This window comes from Pseudomonas sp. GD04158, from assembly GCF_029834875.1.
GTDB lineage: Bacteria > Pseudomonadota > Gammaproteobacteria > Pseudomonadales > Pseudomonadaceae > Aquipseudomonas > Aquipseudomonas hydrolytica.
Window position 1 is genome coordinate 1 of record NZ_JAODYT010000050.1, and the last position, 20,756, is coordinate 20,756.

The 20,756-nt window shown below is 62.3% G+C and carries 17 protein-coding genes; 10 read left to right on the forward strand and 7 right to left on the reverse strand.

Annotated features, from left to right (window positions below; all coding sequences use genetic code 11):
* Nucleotides 1-194, reverse strand: a 194-nt coding sequence (locus N7333_RS17325; protein ID WP_279859162.1) for an MGMT family protein, incomplete at its 3' end; no start/stop codon positions are given.
* Nucleotides 195-210: 16 nt separating this feature from the next.
* On the opposite strand from N7333_RS17325, the gene N7333_RS17330 reads away from it, so the two are divergent.
* Both N7333_RS17330 and N7333_RS17335 read left to right on the forward strand, forming a co-directional pair.
* Entirely contained in the window at nucleotides 211-1,203 is a 993-nt protein-coding gene (locus N7333_RS17330; protein WP_129484025.1) for a DUF481 domain-containing protein, read from the forward strand.
* Nucleotides 1,204-1,352: 149 nt separating this feature from the next.
* Entirely contained in the window at nucleotides 1,353-2,366 is a 1,014-nt protein-coding gene (locus tag N7333_RS17335) for a DUF481 domain-containing protein (protein ID WP_129483980.1), read from the forward strand.
* Nucleotides 2,367-2,433: 67 nt separating this feature from the next.
* Here the strand turns inward: N7333_RS17335 and N7333_RS17340 are convergent, their stop codons facing one another.
* Both N7333_RS17340 and upp read right to left on the reverse strand, forming a co-directional pair.
* Complete coding sequence (locus tag N7333_RS17340) at nucleotides 2,434-3,696, reverse strand: uracil-xanthine permease family protein (RefSeq protein WP_129483979.1); 1,263 nt, start codon at nucleotides 3,694-3,696, stop codon at nucleotides 2,434-2,436.
* A gap of 2 nt (nucleotides 3,697-3,698) precedes the next feature.
* The gene (upp, locus tag N7333_RS17345) at nucleotides 3,699-4,337 is read right to left on the reverse strand and encodes a uracil phosphoribosyltransferase (protein WP_003243027.1); all 639 of its coding nucleotides are present in this window, start codon (nucleotides 4,335-4,337) and stop codon (nucleotides 3,699-3,701) included.
* A gap of 235 nt (nucleotides 4,338-4,572) precedes the next feature.
* Here upp and N7333_RS17350 point away from each other — a divergent pair, with 235 nt between their 5' ends.
* Nucleotides 4,573-5,130, forward strand: coding sequence for a hypoxanthine-guanine phosphoribosyltransferase (locus N7333_RS17350; protein WP_003243028.1), 558 nt, complete (start codon nucleotides 4,573-4,575; stop codon nucleotides 5,128-5,130).
* Nucleotides 5,131-5,202: 72 nt separating this feature from the next.
* On the opposite strand, the gene dauA is transcribed toward N7333_RS17350, so the two are convergent.
* Nucleotides 5,203-6,942, reverse strand: a complete 1,740-nt coding sequence (gene dauA, locus N7333_RS17355) for a C4-dicarboxylic acid transporter DauA (RefSeq protein ID WP_129483978.1) — start codon at nucleotides 6,940-6,942, stop codon at nucleotides 5,203-5,205.
* Nucleotides 6,943-7,114: 172 nt separating this feature from the next.
* Between dauA and N7333_RS17360 the strand changes: the two genes are divergently transcribed.
* On the forward strand, nucleotides 7,115-7,402 hold the full coding sequence (locus N7333_RS17360) for a PA4642 family protein (RefSeq protein ID WP_021488129.1): 288 nt from the start codon (nucleotides 7,115-7,117) through the stop codon (nucleotides 7,400-7,402).
* Nucleotides 7,403-7,593: 191 nt separating this feature from the next.
* On the opposite strand, the gene rpsT is transcribed toward N7333_RS17360, so the two are convergent.
* A complete protein-coding gene (gene rpsT, locus N7333_RS17365) occupies nucleotides 7,594-7,872 on the reverse strand; it encodes a 30S ribosomal protein S20 (RefSeq protein ID WP_003243036.1) in 279 nt (92 codons plus the stop codon).
* A gap of 191 nt (nucleotides 7,873-8,063) precedes the next feature.
* On the opposite strand from rpsT, the gene murJ reads away from it, so the two are divergent.
* The 6 genes from murJ (at nucleotide 8,064) to ispH (ending at nucleotide 15,546) form a co-directional block, all read left to right on the forward strand.
* Nucleotides 8,064-9,605, forward strand: a complete 1,542-nt coding sequence (gene murJ / locus N7333_RS17370; RefSeq protein ID WP_129483930.1) for a murein biosynthesis integral membrane protein MurJ — start codon at nucleotides 8,064-8,066, stop codon at nucleotides 9,603-9,605.
* A gap of 143 nt (nucleotides 9,606-9,748) precedes the next feature.
* A complete protein-coding gene (ribF, locus tag N7333_RS17375) occupies nucleotides 9,749-10,699 on the forward strand; it encodes a bifunctional riboflavin kinase/FAD synthetase (protein WP_129483931.1) in 951 nt (316 codons plus the stop codon).
* Nucleotides 10,696-13,527, forward strand: coding sequence for an isoleucine--tRNA ligase (ileS, locus tag N7333_RS17380; protein WP_129483932.1), 2,832 nt, complete (start codon nucleotides 10,696-10,698; stop codon nucleotides 13,525-13,527). The genes ribF and ileS overlap by 4 nt, the downstream gene beginning before the upstream one ends.
* Nucleotides 13,520-14,029, forward strand: a complete 510-nt coding sequence (gene lspA, locus N7333_RS17385) for a signal peptidase II (protein ID WP_129483933.1) — start codon at nucleotides 13,520-13,522, stop codon at nucleotides 14,027-14,029. Before ileS ends, lspA begins: the two co-directional genes overlap by 8 nt.
* On the forward strand, nucleotides 14,026-14,463 hold the full coding sequence (locus N7333_RS17390; RefSeq protein WP_095460632.1) for a peptidylprolyl isomerase: 438 nt from the start codon (nucleotides 14,026-14,028) through the stop codon (nucleotides 14,461-14,463). Before lspA ends, N7333_RS17390 begins: the two co-directional genes overlap by 4 nt.
* A gap of 138 nt (nucleotides 14,464-14,601) precedes the next feature.
* Nucleotides 14,602-15,546 (forward strand): 4-hydroxy-3-methylbut-2-enyl diphosphate reductase, encoded by a 945-nt coding sequence (ispH, locus tag N7333_RS17395; protein WP_129483934.1) that lies wholly within the window; start codon nucleotides 14,602-14,604, stop codon nucleotides 15,544-15,546.
* Between the two features lie 56 nt (nucleotides 15,547-15,602).
* On the opposite strand, the gene N7333_RS17400 is transcribed toward ispH, so the two are convergent.
* Both N7333_RS17400 and N7333_RS17405 read right to left on the reverse strand, forming a co-directional pair.
* Nucleotides 15,603-15,974, reverse strand: coding sequence for a prepilin-type N-terminal cleavage/methylation domain-containing protein (locus N7333_RS17400; RefSeq protein ID WP_129483935.1), 372 nt, complete (start codon nucleotides 15,972-15,974; stop codon nucleotides 15,603-15,605).
* A gap of 6 nt (nucleotides 15,975-15,980) precedes the next feature.
* Complete coding sequence (locus N7333_RS17405; protein ID WP_129483936.1) at nucleotides 15,981-20,714, reverse strand: pilus assembly protein PilY; 4,734 nt, start codon at nucleotides 20,712-20,714, stop codon at nucleotides 15,981-15,983.
* Nucleotides 20,715-20,756 lie beyond the last annotated feature (42 nt).

Genomic DNA, 20,756 nt, shown 5'->3' on the forward strand with positions numbered 1-20,756 from the left:
GGCAGTTGGCTCAGGGTACGCCCGACCCAGCGCGCGGCGCGGCCAAGCCCGGCCAGCTGGGCCAGTTCGCCATAGCTGACGACCTTGCCGCTCGGCACCTGCGCCAGCACCAGATACAGGGCCTCGCGGCGGGCGTCGGCGCTTGCCGGCGGCGGCGCCTGCCATGCAGACTCTGGCGGGTTCGTTCCAGTCATGTGGGTCTTCCTTATCATGCGCGTACTGCTCGCCTTGATCCTTGCTGTCCTGATGAACCCGGCCCTGGCAGACACCGTCTGGCTCAACAACGGCGACCGTCTGAGCGGTGAGATTGTCCTGCTCGATGGCGGCAAGCTGGCGCTCAAGACCAAGTATGCCGGCCAGGTGCTGATCGACTGGAAGGATATCGACACCCTCAGTTCGGACAAGCCCCTGCTGGTCAGGCGTAGCGGTTTCGACAGCGAGCGAGGCGAAAGGTTGGCCGCCGCCGGCAGTGGCATGGTGCGGGTACAGGGCGAGCGCGAGTACGTGCTGCCGCTGGCGCAGATCACCCGCCTGGTTCCGCCGCGCCCGCTGCTGGAGGACCGTGTCTGGGAGGGCAATCTCGATGCCAAGCTGGACATGAAGCGCAACCAGAACGACGTCGACGAGTGGAAGCTCAAGGGCAATACGCGGGTCGAGCATGGTCGTTGGCGCCACGTGCTCAGTGGCGAGCTGGAGCGTGAGACCAAGAACGACAAGAAGGTCGAAGACAACTGGGAGCTGGAGTACGACCTCGACCGTTTCTTCACCGAGCACTGGTTCTGGCGGGTCGGGCTGGAGCAGAGCGAGGATGAGTTCGAAACCATCGACCGTCAGCGCATTCTGGGTACCGGGCCGGGGTATCGCTTCTGGGACAACGAGTTGGGACGGTTCGACCTGATCGGCCAGTTCAACCGCGTGCGTCTGGAGTCCGATCTGGCCGATCGGGCCTTCAACACCACCTCCATCGAGCTGGACTACAAGCGCCTGCTGTGGGGTACGCGTCTGGAGTTCTATGCCAACGCCGAGCTGCAGCTCCCGCACATCGATGAGATCGACTACGTGCTCGACAGCGAGTTCGGCCTGCGTTATCGCCTCAACCAGTGGGCGCGGCTGTCGCTCCTCTACGAGCTGGATCAGCTGCGAGGCCTGGGCCAGACGGTTTCCGACCGCCATTACCTGCTCGGCGTCGGGATCGGTTGGTAAGCCGGTAACTCCCTCCGCCAGCCGCGCCACGCGGTGCCGCTCGGCGGAAACGCTGAACTCCGCTGCGCGTGGCCGGTCAGCTCTTGCTCTAGCGTCGGGCTTGCGCATAATGCCCGGTTTTTCGCCCACCAGAGCCGTATAGACCTGCCATGTCGCGTGCAAAATCCTTATCCCTGCTTGGTCTGAGCCTTACCATGCTCAGCTCCGCAACCCTAGCCGATACCGTCTGGCTGACCAATGGTGACCGCCTGACCGGCACCATCCGCTTCTTCGACGGCAGCAAGCTGCTGCTGGAAACCGACTATGGCGGTTCCATCCCGCTGAGCTGGAAGAAGATCGCCACCCTCGAGAGCGACCACGAATTGCTGGTCAAGCTCGGTCCGGTCAACGGTGAGCGCGCCAAGGCGCTGCTCGCGGCCGAGCCGGGCAAGGTGACCCTGGCCAATGGCGATGTGCCGACCACCGTCGAGCTGGCGCAGATCGAGCAGATCATGAAGCCCAAGCCGCTGGTGGAGGACTTCACCTGGAAGGGCAACGTCGATCTGGCCCTGGACTACAAGCGCGGCGAGCGCGATTCCGACGACTACGATGTGGACGTCAAGACCCAGGCGCGTCATGGCCTGTGGCGGCACAACGCGCAGGCCGATTACAACCGCGAGCTGAAGAACGACGTGGTGAGCACGGATAACTGGAGCGCCGAGTACGCCCTCGACCGCTTCCTCACCGAGCAGTGGTTCTGGCAGGGGCGCTTCGAGTACAAGCGCGATCGCATCGAAGAGGTCGAGCGCCAGCGTACCCTGGGTACCGGTCCGGGTTACCAGTTCTGGGACAACGAGCTGGGCGCCTTCTCCATCGCCACCCTGGCCAACCGCAGCGACTACCGCTACAGCGATGGCGAGCAGGATCGGTTCTACGCCTTGAGCGTCAAGTGGGATTACAACCGCTACCTGATCGGCAAGACCGTGGAGCTGTTCAGCTCCGGTGAAGTCGGCAAGCCGCTCGAGGGCGTGGCCGACTACACCCTGGATGCCGAAGTGGGCCTGCGCTACAAGGTCACCGACTGGGCCTCGCTGAACATGAAGGCCGAGAAGGACATCGTCAGCGGCGCCGACGGCGACCTGGACGAAACCCGCTACACCCTGGGCTTCGGCGTGGGTTGGTAAGCAGGCCGGTTGGTCGCTGAAATGAAAAGCCCGCGATTCACTCGCGGGCTTTTTCGTTGCAGCAGGCTCAGCTCTGTTCGAGATCCCGGTTGCGCCAGCCGGCGCCGCCAGGCAGCAGCAGGTTGAGCAGCAGGGCGCTGACCGCGCACAGGGAAATGCCCGACAGGGCGAATTCCTTGCCGCCGATCACCATGCCGCCGATGCCGAATACCAGTGTCACCGAGACGATGATCAGGTTGCGCGCCTCGGACAGATCGACCTGATGGCGGATCAGGGTATTGAGGCCGACCACGGCGATGGAGCCGAACAGCAGGCAGAGAATGCCGCCCATCACCGGAGCCGGAATGCTTTGCAGGGCCACGCCGAACTTGCCGATGAAGGCCAGGGCAATGGCGAAGACCGCAGCCCAGGTCATGACTTTCGGGTTGTAGCTCTTGGTCAGCATCACCGCACCAGTGACTTCGGCGTAGGTGGTGTTGGGCGGGCCGCCGAACAGGCCAGCTGCCGAGGTGGCCAGGCCGTCGCCGAGCAGGGTGCGATGCAGGCCGGGCTTCTTGACGAAGTTCTTGCCGGTGACGTTGCCGATGGCGACCACGCCGCCGATATGCTCGATGGCCGGCGCCAGCGCCACGGGCACCATGTACAGGATCGCCCCCCAATGCAGCTCCGGTGCGATGAAATTGGGCACGGCGAGCCAGGAAGCCTGTGCCACTGCGCTGGTGTCGATCACCCCCAGCACGGCCGAGATCGCGCAGCCAACGGCGATGCCGGCGAGAATCGGCACCAGACGGAAAATGCCGCGGCCGAGCACGGCCACCAGCAGGGTGGTGAGCAAGGCCGGCATCGAGATCATCATCGCGGTGCTGTAGGGCACCAGCTCGACGCTGCCGTCACCGGCCTTGCCCATGGCCATGTTCACCGCCACCGGCGACAGCGCCAGGCCGATGGAGATGATCACCGGAGCAATCACCACCGGCGGCAACAGGCGGTCGATGAAGCCAGGGCCGCGCAGTTTCACCAGGGCCGAGAGCAGGATGTAGACCAGACCGGCGGCGATCACGCCGCCCATCACCGCAGGCAGGCCGAACTCGCCCTTGGCGGCCAGGATCGGCGCGATGAAGGCGAAGCTGGAGGCCAGGAACACCGGCACCTGGCGCTTGGTCACCAGCTGGAACAGCAGGGTGCCGATACCGGCGGTGAACAGCGCGACGTTGGGGTCCATGCCGGTGATCAGCGGCATCAGCACCAGAGCGCCGAAGGCCACGAACAGCATTTGCGCGCCGGAAATGCCCTGGCGCCACAGCGGGTCGTTGAATTCCGTTCGCGACATGCTCAGGCGTCCTTCTGCTTGGTGCCGAAAATCTTGTCGCCAGCATCACCCAGGCCCGGAATGATGTAGCCGTGTTCGTTCAGACGCTGATCGATGGAGGCGGTGAAGATGGTCACGTCCGGGTGCGCCTGCTCGACTGCCTTGATGCCTTCGGGGGCGGCGACCAGCACCATGGCGCGAATGTCCTTGCAGCCGGCCTTCTTCAGCAGGTCGATGGTAGCGACCATGGAGCCGCCGGTGGCCAGCATCGGGTCGATGATCAGGGCCAGGCGCGAGTCGATTTCCGGCGCGAGCTTCTCCAGGTAGGTGTGCGCTTCGAGGGTCTCCTCGTTGCGCGCCACGCCCACGGCGCTGACCTTGGCGCCTGGGATCAGGCTGAGCACGCCGTCGAGCATGCCGATGCCGGCGCGCAGGATGGGCACCACGGTGATCTTCTTGCCGGCGATCTTCTCCACCTGCACGGCGCCCGCCCAGCCTTCGATCTCGTAGCTTTCCAGCGGCAGGTCGTTGGTGGCTTCATAGGTCAGCAGGGCGCCGACTTCCTGGGCCAGCTCGCGGAAATTCTTGGTACTGATATCGGCGCGGCGCATCAGGCCGATCTTGTGACGGATCAGCGGGTGGCGGATCTCGCGAGTGGGCATGGGCTGGGATCTCCAACGGGGCTCTGGGAAAAATCGCGTTAGATTAAAGCATTGCTCATGCCAAGTGGTGGGTGACTGATGGGTCACGCCTGTCGCTTGGCGAGCATCGGCTACGCTGGTCAGTCGAGGCTTGGCAAGCGCCCTGCGGGTCTGTACCTTTGCCCGCTTTTATTTGACGGGTCGATCAGTTTTCAGCTGTCCCCGCTATTCATCAGCCCTTTGAGAGAGAACGCCCATGTCCGCCGATCTCGCGCATATCCGTCAAGTCATGGCGGAAGCCGATTGCCTGTTCACCGAAGCCGAGGTGGAAGCGGCCATCGACAAGGTTGCCAGCCAGATCAACGCCGAACTGGCCGAGCGCAACCCGGTGGTGTTCTGCGTGATGAACGGCGGCCTGATCTTCTCCGGCAAGCTGCTGACCAAGCTGAACTTCCCCCTGGAAGCGTCCTACCTGCACGCTACGCGTTATCGCAACGAAACCAGCGGTGGCGAGTTGTTCTGGAAGGCCAAGCCGGAAGTCTCCTTCATCGACCGCGATGTGCTGATCATCGACGACATCCTCGACGAAGGGCATACCCTGGGCGCGATCATCGATTTCTGCCGCCATGCCGGCGCGCGTGCGGTACACACGGCAGTGCTGATCGACAAGGAGCACGAGCGCAAGGCGCGCCCCGACCTGAAGGCCAACTACGTGGGCCTGCAGTGCATCGACCGCTACATCTTCGGCTACGGCATGGACTACAAGGGCTACTGGCGCAACGCCGCCGGCATTTACGCGGTCAAGGGGCTGTAAGCGGTTGTAACGCGCAGGGTGCGCTGCGCGCACCAGCTTTCCTGATGCTTTTCCCGGTGCGCACGGCGCCCCCTACATGGCGTGCTGCGCGTCGGGGCTCGCCTCCAGCCAGCGCAAGGCCTTTTCCCGCGCCTGCGGCAGATCCCGCACATATGCCAGCTCGCCTTCGCGGCGCTGCACGCCGGCGCGCCGCAGTTGCAGGCGTACCTGGGCGGTGGGGCCGCTGAGGATCAGCGCCACGCCCTGCTGGCGATAGTCGCGCAGCACGTTGTCCAGCGCCGCCAGGGCGGTCATGTCCAGCAGCGGCACGGCGCTGATATCGACCACCACCACTTTCACGCCGGGCGTGAAGCGGCGCAGCACGCTCAGGGCCTTCTCTGCCGCGCCGAAGAACAGCGGGCCGCGAATGGCGTAGGCCAGTACGTGCTCGGGCAGGTCTTGCAGCGCTTCTCGCTGTTGGCGGTTCAGGGCGGCCGTATCGGTCAGCTCGCTCATGCGCTTGATGAACAGGCCGGCGGCCAGCAGCAGGCCGACGCCAACGGCCAGCACCATGTCGAACAGCACCGTCAGCACCAGGCAGGTCAGCAGCACCAGCACATCGCTGCGTGGGGCGATGCGCAGGGTGTGGGCAACATGGTGGGGTTCGCTCATGTTCCACGCCACCATCAACAGCAGCGCGGCCAGAGCCGCCATCGGCAGGTAGCTGAACAGCGGCGCGAGCAGCAGGATGGCGGCCAGCACCACCCCGGCATGGACCAGTGCCGCCAGCGGCGAGAAGGCGCCGGCGCGCACATTGGCGGCCGTACGGGCGATGGCCGCAGTGGCGGTGATGCCGCCGAAGAAGGGCGCGGCCAGATTGCCCAGGCCCTGGCCGATCAGTTCGGCGTTGGGATCGTGCTTGCTGCCGGTCATGCCGTCGGCCACCACAGCACACAGCAGTGACTCGATGGCGCCGAGCATGGCGATGGCGAATGCCGGGGCGAGCAGTTGGCGAATCAGCTCGAAGGACACTACCAGCGGCTGGCCGTCAGCGCCGGGCAGGCTCCAGGGTATCGCCAGGCTGGGCAGGAAGGGCGGAATGCCGGGATGCTCGATACCGTCGAGCTGATAGCTGAAGCGTTCGCCCAGTGTCGCCACCGGCAGCCCGAGCCGTTCCAGGGCCAGCGCGAGCAGCGCGCCAATCGCCAGAGCAACGAGGTGGGCGGGAATCTTCGGCGCCAGGCGTGGCCAGATCAGCAGCGTCGCCAGGCACGCGATGCCAACCAGCGTGTCGCCGGGTTGCAGGCTGGGCAGGGCGCGCACCAGAAGATTCACCTGCTCCAGCAGATGTTGCGGCGCGCCGGCCAGGTGCAGGCCGAACAGGTCCTTGATCTGCAGGATGGCGATGACGATGCCGATGCCGGCAGTGAAGCCCAGGGTCACCGGATAAGGCACGAATTCGATCAGGCGTCCGGCGCGCAGCAGGCCCAGGCTGATCAGGATCAGCCCGGCCATCAGCGTGCACAGCAGCAATCCGCCGAGGCCGTATTGCTGGGTGATCGGTAGCAGGATCACCACGAAGGCGGCGGTTGGGCCGGAGATGTTGAAGCGCGAGCCGCCGCACAGGGCGATCAGGGGCGCGGCGATCAGCACGGTATAGAGGCCGTGCTGCGGTGCCACGCCCACCGCGATGGCCAGCGCCATGGCCAGCGGAATGGCGATGATGCCCACCGTCAGACCGGCGCTCAGGTCTCCGCGCAGGGCCTTCCACGAGTAACCGGCGCGCAGCGTCTGGCGCCAGGCGGCGAACAGCGGTAACGATGGGCGTGACATGCTGGCTCCCTAGTGGCTTGGCGCATTATAGGAGCACGACCACGGGCTGCGGCATGACCTAGGTCGGCTGTCGTGTCGCCTGCTCGCGTGTTAGCCTGCCCGGCTGCGCGTTGAGCCGCGCGCGGCTCGGCGGTACACTGCCGGCCCTCTGTAATGCTGGCGGGAGCGGGCGATGCGTAAAGACAAGAAGCAGGTGATTGGCGAAGAAATCAGCGATGACTCGATCAAGCTGTTCCTTGCGGTGGAACCAGCGGACGCCACGCCGCCTTCGCTGCACAAGCTGATCAAGGCTTACCGCGGTCTGCGTATCGATGATTTCGAGCGTTTCGTAGGCTTCTTCGTCGCCGAAGGCTACGACCTCTCCGCCACCGATGCGCAGGGCAATGATTTCATCGCCCTGATTCAGGATCAGCGTAATGCCGAGCCCTATATCGAAGTGATCAAGGCTGCTCGCGGCTGATTCTGGTAGGCATAGGCAAAAATGCCCGCGCTCCGTTGAGGAGGCGGGCATTTTTTATGGCCTGCCATCCATGGCGGCCACCCAGCGGGCCGTCGAAATGCCTCCCGGCCATTTTTATGGGCTGCGGATCGTGAATTCGGGGCAATAAAAAACCGGCCTCAAGGGCCGGTTTTTTCAAGAACCTGTCGCGATTAGGCGGCAGCAGCTTCGCCCAGCGCCTTGATGTGCGCGTTCAGGCGGCTCTTGTGACGAGCGGCTTTGTTCTTGTGGATGATGCCTTTGTCAGCCATGCGGTCGATGACCGGAACGGCTGCAGTGTAAGCGGTCTTGGCAAGCTCGAGATCCTTGGCAGCAATAGCCTTGACCACGTTCTTGATGTAGGTACGAACCATCGAGCGCAGGCTGGCGTTATGGCTACGGCGCTTCTCAGCCTGTTTGGCGCGTTTTTTGGCAGAAGGTGAGTTGGCCACCGTCAAGCTCCTCGAAAACTGGGGGGTTACGACAAATAAGGCCGCGAATCATGCCGATCCATCTGCCTGCTGTCAAGTCTGATGACGCTTTCCTGTGCTGGCCTGACCAGTGGTGGCTCGCTACACTCGTCGCCTTCGTTGGGCGGCGGATTGTCCGCTACTGCACCTCTTTATGGAAGCCGAAACACCCCATGAATCTGCTCAAATCCCTGGCTGCCGTCAGCTCTCTGACCATGGTGTCGCGCGTGCTGGGGTTCGTGCGCGACACCATCATCGCCCGCACCTTCGGCGCGGGAGTGGCATCGGATGCCTTCGTGGTGGCGTTCAAGCTGCCCAATCTGCTGCGCCGTATTTTTGCCGAAGGGGCGTTCTCGCAGGCCTTCGTGCCGATCCTGGCCGAGTACAAGATGCAGCAGGGCGAGGAGGCCACGCGCACCTTCATCGCCTACGTGTCCGGTTTGCTGACCCTGGTGCTGGCGCTGGTCACGGCCATCGGCGTGCTTGCGGCGCCCTGGATAGTCTGGGCCACGGCGCCCGGGTTCGCTGCCGAGGCCGAGCGTTTCGAGCTGACCGTCGATCTGCTGCGAGTGACCTTCCCCTATATATTGCTGATCTCCCTGTCATCGCTGGCCGGCGCCATTCTCAATACCTGGAACCGCTTCTCGGTGCCGGCATTCGTGCCGACCCTGCTCAACGTCAGCATGATCGTTTTCGCGCTGTTTCTGACGCCCTATTTCGATCCGCCGATCATGGCGCTGGGCTGGGCCGTGCTGGTTGGCGGGCTGGCACAGTTACTCTGGCAGCTGCCGCATCTGAAGAAGATCGGCATGCTGGTACTGCCGCGCCTGAGTTTCGGCGACCTGGGCGTCTGGCGCGTGCTCAAGCAGATGGGGCCGGCGATCTTCGGCGTGTCGGTCAGCCAGATTTCCTTGATCATCAACACCGTCTTCGCCTCGTTCCTGGTGGCCGGCTCGGTGTCCTGGATGTACTACGCCGACCGCCTGATGGAGCTGCCCTCGGGGGTGCTGGGCGTGGCGCTGGGGACCATCCTGCTGCCGGCGCTATCGAAAACCTACGCGAGCAAGGACCGTGACGAATACCGCCGCCTGCTCGACTGGGGGCTGCGCCTGTGCTTCCTGCTGGTGCTGCCCTGCACCCTGGCGCTGGCAATTCTCGCCGAGCCGCTGGTGGTGTCGCTGTTCCAGTACGGCAAGTTCACCGCCAACGATTCGCTGATGACCCAGCAGGCGCTGATGGCCTACGCGGTCGGCCTGCTGGCGCTGATCCTGGTGAAGATCCTCGCGCCGGGTTTCTATGCACAGCAGAACATCAAGACGCCGGTACGCATCGCGGTGGTCAGTCTGCTGGCGACCCAGGCGATGAACGCGCTGTTCGTCTTCGGTCTGGAAATGGCGCACGTCGGCCTGGCGCTGGCGATCAGCCTGGCGGCCTGTCTGAACGCCGGCCTGCTGTACTGGCAGCTGCGCCGCGCCGATATCTTCCAGCCGCTGCCGGGGTGGGGGCTGTTCCTGCTCAAGCTGGCGGTGGCGGTGGCGGTGATGGTGGCGGTGCTGCTGGGGCTGCTGCAGATAATGCCGGCCTGGGCCGAGGGCGAGATGCCGCTGCGTCTGCTGCGCCTGGGCGCGCTGGTGCTTGCCGGCGTGGTGGTGTACTTCGGCACGCTGCTGCTGCTGGGGTTTCGTCTGCGCGACTTCGCGCGCAGGGCGCTATAGCTGTTGTAGGGTGCGCCGTGCGCACCAGCAGGTCGCGGCGGGACCGGTGCGCACGGCGCACCTACGACTCCCGGCTTCGCGATGCCTGTTGTGCATGGCCTGCTGTGCGTATAATCGGCCACTTTGTGAACAAGAAGCGTGCTATGCAGCTGGTTCGAGGTCTTCATAACCTGCAGCCCCAGGCGCGGGGCTGTGTGGTCACCATCGGTAATTTCGACGGCGTTCATCGTGGGCACCAGGCCATCCTGGCGCGCCTGCGCGAGCGTGCTGCGGAATTGGCCGTGCCCAGTTGCGTGGTGATCTTCGAGCCGCAGCCGCGTGAGTTCTTCGGTCCGGACACTGCGCCGGCGCGTCTGACTCGCCTGCGCGACAAGCTCGCCCTGCTGGCCGCCGAAGGCGTCGACCTGGTGCTGTGCCTGGCCTTCAACCGCCGCCTGCGCGAGTTGTCGGCCGCCGAGTTCGTCCAGCGTGTGCTGGTCGATGGCCTGGGCGTGAAGGATCTGGAGATCGGCGACGATTTCCGCTTCGGCTGCGACCGTGCCGGGGATTTCGAATTTCTCAAGGCCGCCGGCCAGCGTTACGGCTTCAGCGTCGATGCCTCGACCACCGTCGAAGTGCTCGGCGGCCGGGTCAGCAGCACGCGCGTGCGCCAGGCGCTGGCCGATGGCGATTTCGAGCTGGCCGAAGCCTTGCTCGGCCGGCCGTTTCGCATCGCCGGGCGCGTATTGCACGGGCAGAAGCTCGGCCGCCAGCTCGATGCGCCCACTGCCAACGTCCAGCTCAAGCGGCGCAAGGTGCCGCTGACCGGGGTCTATCTGGTGAGCTGCGAAATCGATGGCGTGATTCAACCGGGCGTCGCCAATATCGGCGTGCGCCCCAGCGTTGCCGGTGACGGCCGCGCCCATCTGGAAGTGCACCTTCTGGATTTTGCCGGCGATCTGTATGGCCGGCGCCTCTCGGTGGCTTTCCACCACAAGCTGCGTGATGAGCAGCGTTTCGCCTCGCTGGAGGCCTTGAAGGCGGCGATTGCCGCTGATATCGCCGCTGCCCGTGAATATTGGCAGAGCCACCCGCTGATGAAGAGCCCGAAATGACCGACTACAAAGCTACGCTGAACCTGCCCGATACCCAGTTCCCGATGAAGGCCGGCCTGCCGCAACGCGAGCCGCAGACCCTGCAGCGCTGGAACGAGATTGGCCTGTATAGCAAGCTGCGCAAGATTGGCGAAGGTCGGCCGAAGTTCGTCCTGCACGACGGCCCGCCCTATGCCAACGGCAGCATCCACATCGGTCATGCGGTGAACAAGATCCTCAAGGACATCATCACCCGCTCCAAGACCCTGGCCGGCTTCGACGCGCCCTACGTGCCGGGCTGGGACTGCCACGGCCTGCCGATCGAGCACAAGGTCGAAACCACCTTCGGCAAGAACCAGCCGGCGGACCTGACCCGCGAGCGCTGCCGCACCTACGCCAGCGAGCAGATCGAAGGGCAGAAGGCCGACTTCATCCGCCTCGGTGTGCTGGGCGACTGGGACAATCCGTACAAGACCATGGATTTCGCCAACGAGGCCGGCGAGATCCGCGCCCTGGCCGAGATGGTCAAGCAGGGCTTCGTGTTCAAGGGCCTGAAGCCGGTGAACTGGTGCTTCGACTGTGGCTCGGCCCTGGCCGAGGCCGAGGTGGAGTATCAGGACAAGAAATCCGATGCCATCGACGTTGCCTTCCCCATCGAAGACGCAGACAAGCTGGCCGCCGCCTTCGGCCTGAGCGAGCAGAGCAAGCCGACCGCCATCGTCATCTGGACCACCACGCCCTGGACCATCCCGGCCAACCAGGCGCTCAACGTCCATCCGGAATTCACCTACGCCCTGGTAGACACCGGCGAGCGCATCCTGCTGCTGGCCGAGGAACTGGTCGAGTCCTGCCTGCAGCGCTACGGCCTGCAGGGCCAGGTGATCGCCACCGCGCCGGGCGCGGCGCTGGAGCTGATCCGCTTCCGTCACCCGTTTTACGAGCGTTTCTCGCCGGTGTACCTGGCCGAATACGTCGAGCTGGGCGCCGGTACCGGCATCGTCCACTCGTCGCCGGCCTACGGTGAGGACGACTTCCGTACCTGCAAAGCCTACGGCATGAGCAACGACGACATCCTCAGCCCGGTGCAGAGCAATGGCGTCTACGCCCCGGACCTGCCGTTCTTCGGCGGCCAGTTCATCTGGAAGGCCAACCCGGCCATCGTCGAGAAGCTGGCCGAAGTCGGTGCGCTGCTCAAGCACCAGCCGATCCAGCACAGCTACATGCATTGCTGGCGCCACAAGACCCCGCTGATCTACCGCGCTACCGCACAGTGGTTCGTCGGCATGGACACTCAGCCCAAGCAGGGCGGCACCCTGCGTGAGCGCGCGCTGGCCGCCATCGAGCAGACCCAGTTCGTGCCGGCCTGGGGCCAGGCGCGTCTGCACAGCATGATCGCCGGCCGCCCGGACTGGTGCATCTCGCGTCAGCGCAACTGGGGCGTGCCGATCCCGTTCTTCCTGCACAAGGCCACCGGCGAACTGCACCCGCGCACCGTCGAGCTGATGGAAGAGGTCGCCAAGCGTGTCGAGCAAGAGGGCATCGAAGCCTGGTTCAAGCTCGACGCTGCCGAGCTGCTGGGTGCTGAAGCGGCTGACTACGACAAGATCAACGACACCCTCGACGTCTGGTTCGACTCCGGTACCACCCACTGGCATGTGCTGCGTGGCTCGCACGGTCTCGGCCACACCACCGGCCCGCGCGCCGACCTGTACCTGGAAGGCTCGGACCAGCACCGCGGCTGGTTCCATTCGTCCCTGCTGACCGGCAGTGCCATCGATGGTCACGCGCCGTACAAGGCGCTGCTGACCCACGGCTTCGTGGTCGACGAGAACGGCCGCAAGATGTCCAAGTCGCTGGGTAACGTGGTTGCGCCGCAGGAGGTCAACGACAGCTTGGGCGCCGACATCATGCGCCTGTGGGTCGCCTCCACCGACTATTCCGGCGAGATGGCCGTGTCCAAGGTGATCCTGCAGCGCAGCGCCGACGCCTACCGCCGCATCCGCAACACCGCGCGCTTCATGCTGGCCAACCTCAACGGCTTCGATCCGGCCAAGGACCTGCTGCAGCCCGAGCAGATGCTCGACCTCGACCGCTGGGCCGTCGACGCAGCCCTGCGCCTGCAGGAAGAAATCATCGAAGCCTACGCCGACTACCGCTTCTGGAACGTCTATTCCAAGGTGCACAACTTCTGCGTGCAGGAGCTGGGCGGCTTCTACCTGGACATCATCAAGGACCGCCAGTACACCACTGCCGCCGACAGCGTGGCGCGCCGCTCCTGCCAGAGCGCGCTGTTCCACATCAGCGAGGCGCTGGTGCGCTGGATCGCGCCGATCCTGGCGTTTACCGCCGAGGAAATCTGGCAGTTCCTGCCGGGCGAGCGCAACGAGTCGGTGATGCTCAACACCTGGTACGCGGGCCTGGAGCGTCTGCCGGAAGGCTTCGAGCTGGACCGTGCCTATTGGGACCGCGTCATGGAGGTCAAGGCTGCGGTCAACAAGGAGCTGGAGAACCTGCGCACGGCCAAGGCCATCGGTGCCAGCCTGCAGGCCGAGGTCACCCTGTTCTGCGACGACGCCAAGCAGGCCGACCTGGCCAAGCTCGGCGACGAGCTGCGTTTCGCCCTGATCACCTCGGCGGCGCAGACCGCGCCGCTGGCCGATGCGCCGGCCGATGCGGTGGTGACCGAGGTCGAAGGCCTGAAGCTGAAGATCCTCAAGTCCGCCCACGCCAAGTGCGGCCGTTGCTGGCACTTCCGCGCCGATGTCGGCAGCCATGCTGCGCATCCTGAGCTGTGCGGCCGCTGCGTGAGCAACATCGAAGGCGAGGGTGAGGTACGCAAGCATGCCTGAGTCCTCGCGTTTCGGGCATCTGCCCTGGCTGCTGCTGAGCGTGCTGATCCTGGTCGCCGACCGGGTGACCAAGGACATCTTCGAGGGCATGCTGAGCATGTATCAGCGCATCGAAGTGATTCCTGGCTACTTCGACTGGACCCTGGCCTACAACACCGGTGCGGCATTCAGCTTCCTGGCCGATGCCGCCGGCTGGCAGCGCTGGTTCTTCGCCGCCATCGCCATCGTCGTCAGCGTCGTGCTGGTTATCTGGCTCAAGCGCCTCAAGCGTCACGAGACGTTGCTGGCCGTGGCCCTGGCCATGGTCCTGGGTGGCGCGCTGGGCAACCTGTATGACCGCGTGGTGCTCGGCCACGTGGTCGACTTCATCCTGGTGCATTGGCAGAGCCGCTGGTTCTTCCCGGCGTTCAACCTGGCCGACACCTTCATCACCATCGGCGCCATCCTGCTGGCGCTGGATATGTTCAAGAGCGACAAGTCCGCGAAGGAGGCTGCGCAATGACAGACGTACGCATCGGTCCGGACAGGGAAGTGACCCTGCATTTCGCCCTCAAGCTGGAAAACGGCGATGTGGTCGACAGCACCTTCGACAAGCAGCCGGCGACCTTCAAGGTCGGCGACGGCAACCTGCTGCCCGGTTTCGAGCAGGCGCTGTACGGCTTCAAGGCCGGCGACAAGCGCAGCGTGCAGGTGCAGCCGGAGCAGGGTTTCGGCCAGCCCAATCCTCAGAACGTGCAGGTCATGCCGCGCAGCCAGTTCGAGGGCATGGAGCTTTCCGAGGGCCTGCTGGTGATCTTCAACGACGCCGCCAACGCCGAACTGCCGGGCGTGGTCAAGGCGTTCGACGACAAGCAGGTCACCATCGACTTCAACCATCCGTTGGCCGGCAAGACGCTGCAGTTCGACGTGGAAATCATTGAGGTCAAGGCGCTCTAGCCTGCGCTGCCGCTCTTGTAGGAGCGGCTTCAGCCGCGAAGCTCTTGTTGCAGCCTGCGCTTATCCCGCGCAGGCTGTATCTTTCCGGGATCGCCCCATCGCGTCGTGCGATCCCCGATCAATACCGAGACAGCCAGCATGCATATCAAACTCGCCAATCCCCGTGGCTTCTGCGCCGGCGTCGATCGCGCCATCGAAATCGTCAACCGTGCGCTGGAAGTGTTCGGCCCGCCGATCTACGTGCGCCATGAAGTGGTGCACAACAAGTTCGTGGTCGAGGACCTGCGCGCGCGCGGCGCGGTATTCGTCGAAGAGCTGGATCAGGTGCCGGACGACGTCATCGTCATCTTCAGTGCTCATGGCGTGTCCAAGGCCGTGCGCGACGAGGCGGCACGGCGGGGCCTCAAGGTATTCGACGCCACCTGCCCGCTGGTGACCAAGGTGCATATGGAAGTGGTGCGCTACAGCCGTGAGGGTCGTGAGTGCATCCTGATCGGCCACGAAGGTCACCCGGAAGTCGAAGGCACCATGGGCCAGTACGACGCCAGCAACGGCGGCGCCATCTACCTGGTGGAAGACGAGGCGGATGTCGCCGAGCTGCAGGTGCGCAACCCCGAGAACCTGGCGTTCGTCACCCAGACCACCCTGTCCATGGACGACACCAGCAAGGTGATCGACGCCCTGCGCGCCAAGTTCCCGGCCATCGGCGGCCCCCGCAAGGACGACATCTGCTATGCCACACAAAACCGTCAGGATGCGGTCAAACAACTGGCCAGCGAGTGCGACGTGCTGCTGGTCGTCGGCAGCCCCAACAGCTCCAACTCCAACCGCCTGCGCGAGCTGGCCGAGCGCATGGGTACCCCAGCCTACCTGATCGACGGCGCCGAAGACCTCAAGCACGAATGGTTCGACGGCGTGAAGGGTATCGGCATCACCGCAGGTGCCTCGGCGCCTGAGGTGCTGGTGCGTGGGGTAGTAGAGCAATTGCGCGCGTGGGGTGCGGCGGGGGAGACCGAGCTGGAGGGACGGCCGGAGAACATTACGTTCTCGATGCCGAGGGAGTTGCGGGTCAGGTCAATTTGACGCAACTCATCGTTTTATAAAGAAGCCGGCGAAAGCCGGCTTCTTATTTGGATGTATCACCAGTTGCATCGAGCCGCGAGAGTGCCTCCTCTAGCATTTGCTGCCGTTAGCGTCAGTGTTCCTGCTGCAAGCCGTCCTGTCGCTGTAGCTGTGAGTGTGTAGGCATTGGCCGTGACATTGTCTACAGCAATAGAGAACTCGCTTGTATTTGCAGGGAGGTTATTAAATCCCGCGTAGCTGCCAGCATTTTGTGCCCGGCGACGCTCGGCATTGGCAGCCGCTTGCATTAGCAGAGACTTGCCATCTTCGCAGGCGGCTCGCTCCAGGTAGGCCGTATAGTTTGGAATAGCAATGGCTGCCAAGATGGCGATGATCACAACCGCGATCATCACCTCTATTAGCGTAAAGCCTTTTTCTCGTTTCATCATCTGTCCTTATTCCTCGTCGATCCAGTACAGCCGGGGCGTTACGGGCATCCAAATACACTGAGGGTTGTTGTCGCAGCGGCATTTCTCTGGGTTCGCACTTGTAGCGCAAGCGTCAGGCGGGTTATTGCCACCAGTAGGGGTCGGAACAAGTTGCGATGGATCGTGATACACCCAGCACGCATTGCCGGCGCAGTAAATCTGCGGATTGGACGGCAGGCTGGTCGCGTTGGTCTCTACATATCTGGTGGTGGAAATGGCGGCAGCATTTTTCAGCATGACGGTATAAGCACGGCTGATACCTAGTGACGCCTTGCAGGAATTGGAATTCGAGCGTGGCTCGTAGGTGCTGAACAACACCATTCCGTCGGCTACCAAGGGACGGGACAGCACTTTCTCACCTTGTGCTGTTAGGCGGATATACCACCCACCGTTGGTGCTGCTGAATTGCTGTTCGGCAGCTGCTTTCTCAGTGGCGTTACCTGTTTGCGCTAGATTAGCGGTCGCATCATAGAGGTTTCCCTCGGTGAAAGTGCTCTCGCTGGCAGTGCCCTTTATGAGTTTGTCGGTGCGGAAAGAGTAGAAGCGATCTTGAATATTTTTATCCAGCGGATGACCGCGATAGCCACTCCCAATGTTCACGGTAAGGACTCTGGTATTGCCAACGTTGAGCAGGGCAAGCTCTGCCTCATGGTAGAACCGTCGCGCAGCGGCGGTTCCAGCGCCTCCCACATCAGCAAATACACCGTTGCCTCCGCTACCTGCTGGGCTGACCAAGCTTGCCCCACTCGAGCCGTTGTTAATATGGAAGCGCCAGATTTGGCCCCCCATATCGCCAACGAAGAACTGTCCGGCTAGGCCTTGTGAGTCGATCACCGCGTTGCCGTTGGCATCGGGACGTAGTCCGATAACCGATACTCTGCTGGGGATGCTGTAACGCATGCGACTGAGCGTAGCGTCATGCCCGGCCGCGCTACTGGCTGACCAGATTTTTGCGCCAGTTACTGCATCTACGATATAGACAGCGTTACCCATGGTATCGACGGTACGTTCACTGACGTTGTCCTGATTCGGGTCGTAACCGCCGCCAAAGATCAGTACGTCCTTGATCGTGGAACCAACCTGAATCTTTGTGCGTACCGGTGCCGACCAAGTTTGCCCCAGTTGCTCAAAGCCTGCGGTGACTCCGCCTTGGATTTTCCATAGCAGCTGTGGTGAGTTTCGATTGGTAATGTCCAGTGCATAGATGTCACGGCCGCCACGGCCCATGGTGGCGTAGGCGTAAACGAATTCATTGGGATTAAGACCGGTCAGCAGCGGGCCAGAACGATCTGCTGGGTTAACCCCCCCGTAAATCACCCCGTTGCCATTGACATCATTGGCCCACACCACAACGGTGTTATCCATGCCGTAACGGCGCGGTTTCAACGTCGTCGACTTGGCATCTAGACGCAGCTGTCGGACGTTGGCAAGCAGCGGCTCTGGCATAAAGGCGAATCGTTCCACGCCATTGCTGGTATCGAACAACTGAATGAAACCTTCGTTGCTGCCGATGACTACTCCTTGGTCCTCGTTGGTGCAACGGCGACTACTGTCGTAGGTATTGCAGGCGTAAGTCACCAAGCTAGGCGTGGCATGTAGAGGGTCGCCCAACGCACGGCGCTCATTATTTGTCGCTGGATCAAGGCCGCGGATATAGCTAATTAGCTCACTGCGTTCATCCGCATTTGCTGCGCCAAATTTATCTGCGGTAAGAGCCGTGTTGCCTGTTGCGATAGCGGTGAGGGCATTGGAGTTAGGAGTGACGTTCGTCAGCAGCAAGCGACTGCCACTGGCCGGCAAGCGAGATGCGGCACCGCCCAACACTATGCTGCCTCCGTCGCGGTCAGCGGACCAGAAGCTTCGCGAGTCACTGCGGAAAAAACCGGTATTTGCGTCAATGGCAGGGATACCATCGGCATCCACGATGAAAGCTGCACCATTAGCAGTTGCCATTCGATAGCGTTTCAGGTTGCCAGGCCAGCGATCAGTCTCCGAAGGCCTGAACAGGGAGAAATAGAGTTCATCCTTGTTGTCTTGGCGGTTGAAGGTATTGGCTGGTGCGGTGGCGCTGACGAAAGTGGTGTCAGTGGCTAGCACCTCCTGAATGATCCGGTTGAAAGCATCACTTAGTTCACCAGCATTCTCGGCGGTGCTGAAGGAGCCCCCGCCATTGCTGGCGACCTCACGCAGGAAGGTCTTGATTTGGTTGCTGGCGGTAGTGCCACTGGCATCTAGTGCGAAGCCGACTGTATGGGTGGTGATGTAATGATTGCCTTCCAAGCTGGATTGATCATTCTCAGTGATCCAACGAGCAAGGGTGCGTGCACAGCGCTCGCCGTCGTCGCTGGCGTCGTTGGAGCAACTGAGGCCTGTGAGGGATGCGATGGCGTTCTTGGCTGCTGTCGTATTGTTATTGGCTTGGCCATCGGTTAACAGCACGATGTGGTTGGCTTGGCATGCGCTGTCGATAGGCGATGGTCGCCCGCTGACTTCGTTGCGCATGTAGCGCACGGCATCTAAATAGGTAGGGACGATTGGTGTGCCGTCTGCGGCTGTCATGTTCTGTACTAAAGCATTCACGTGGCTGCGCACAGTAGTTACCAGGCCGCCGGAACTGAGTTTAAGTCTCAGTTTGATCGACTGTCCCGGATTGTCTTCGAACGCCACAGCTTGCAGGGAAGTATCGGTGGTGTGGCGGACAAACATGTTCAATGCGTTACCGCGATCCCAAGCTGAGTTGGCGAAGATACTTGTCAGCGCGCCGTTGAGGCTGCTGATATCGCAGGTGACCGGTTGTCCCGATACCCAGCCGGTGCCGCTGTTAATATTGCAGTCGCTCTCGGATGTCCGTGTGGTGCGATTGCTTAGGTTATTACTAGTAGCTTGAAAGGCGGTGGCTGTTGCGCTGTTCTGGAAACTGATACGACTAACTTGGTTAGGGGAGGTCACCGTACTAGATGGTGTCATCACCACCTCGGCTTTCATAACGCTGGTGCCGCGCGCGATCGGAAGATTCTCGAAGCGAATGCCCAGTTGGTTGCGGCTCAGTGGCAAGCTGTTCTGGTTGAGCGTGACGGTGCCACTATTGTTCTGATAGCCGTCGTTGGCATTGGTGGTGACGCGAGCCTCAATAATCGGATTGAAGCAGCCGTCCTTTCCGCCGGTATAGCTAAGCGTAAGCACAGGCTGGAGGCCTCCTGCGCCGTCAAAGCTATGGGCGCTGCGTGAACCGGTGCCTGCCGTTGGGGTGATATGGAACGCCATAGAGTTGTTACCACACCAACTGCCGAGGTTCACCACTTCCTGCACCAAGGCAGTGACATCGGGGCCTGGTATCGGCTCAGGGGTGGCTTGGCTAGTCCAGGGGGCCGGTGTCCATGTGCTTACGGCCGTGGTCTTGGCTCGAGTTTGCAGGTTGCTACCATTGGTGAAGGTGCTGGCATCACCAGTGCGTTCCGCCCGGACTTCGAAGGTCACCGGAGTGTTATTAGCTGCTGAGGGAAAGAAGTCGATACGTGCGGAAGTGACCGTGGCACCTTGAGGGATGCTCACATCTTGAAAGCGCAGAGCGCCCATTCGCGATTCAGGGGCAAGACCTTCTACGGTGTAGTTGACGACTAGTGACGGAGCGTTGCCAGTTGAGCAGTTATTGGCGCAGAACGTGTAATCCTGTGCATTCTCGTTTGAAGTGCTGGTGTTAGTCAGGCGGACAAACATGCCTTGTACCGGATCACCGTTTGGCGCCGCGCTCTTCAATGTATTGAACTGTGAAGTGATATCGATTGCAACGCGATTACCGGAAATCCATCCGTTAGCCTGAATATTGGCCGCAGTCTGGTAGGTCCGAGTCCCCACAGGGTTGCTGTCGTTAAGCGGCGCGGGTGTTTTATTGTTCTGCAACTGCACATTGATAAGCGGATTGCGTCTTGCCGCTGCAGGGCTGTTGGTAGGGGTGATCTCGATGTAAGCATTCGTGATCGTTGCATTGGCCGGGATATTGAGCCCTTGGAAATGAAACAAGGCCATAGTGCCTAGGCTACGGCGTAGGTTCAAATCAGTCATGGTGCTGTTGGTGCACACTGCATTGCCAGGGCGCGAGGGTGGGCTCAGACGGCAGGCATATTCAGTACCGCCGCTGGTCAGGCGAAAAAAACTGCCGGTAGTGCCAAGAATGGAGCTTGCCTGATTGGGCAGAGGCTGGGTGGTGTCGATGACGCCCATGATGAGGTTCGGGTTGTCGACCACCGCGCTACCAAGCGGCGAGATGGCCTGCGTCGCATCATCCGAACTCTGCCTAATATTTGGTACGCCGGCGACCAGCTCTACATCGCCGCCTAGTTCCTTATCAATATATTCGACTGGGTATACGTAGCGAGTATTACCATAGGCGGCTCGGGGGTTGAGTACCATTACGCCAACGTTGATGTTACTGGTGTTGCTCATGATGTCGCTGAAGGCGTCCTTCAGCACCATCATACGCGACTGCTGGGAGCCCGTAGCCGTGTTGTTGCTGTCCAAGCGCCAGTTCATCGAGCCGGAATTGTCGAGAATGAACAGGACATTGGGTTTGACGCTGTCGTCAATAGCCGGTCCGCCAAAAAAGACTTCGGTGTCGTCGGCATGGCTGAATGCCGCGCTGAGAATCAGCGTACTGGTTACAGCGGAGGAGAGCAGGGTGCGCAGTTGAATTAGGCGCTTCATGGTGTGGTCCTCGTGCCTGATGAACAGGCAATGCAACATTCA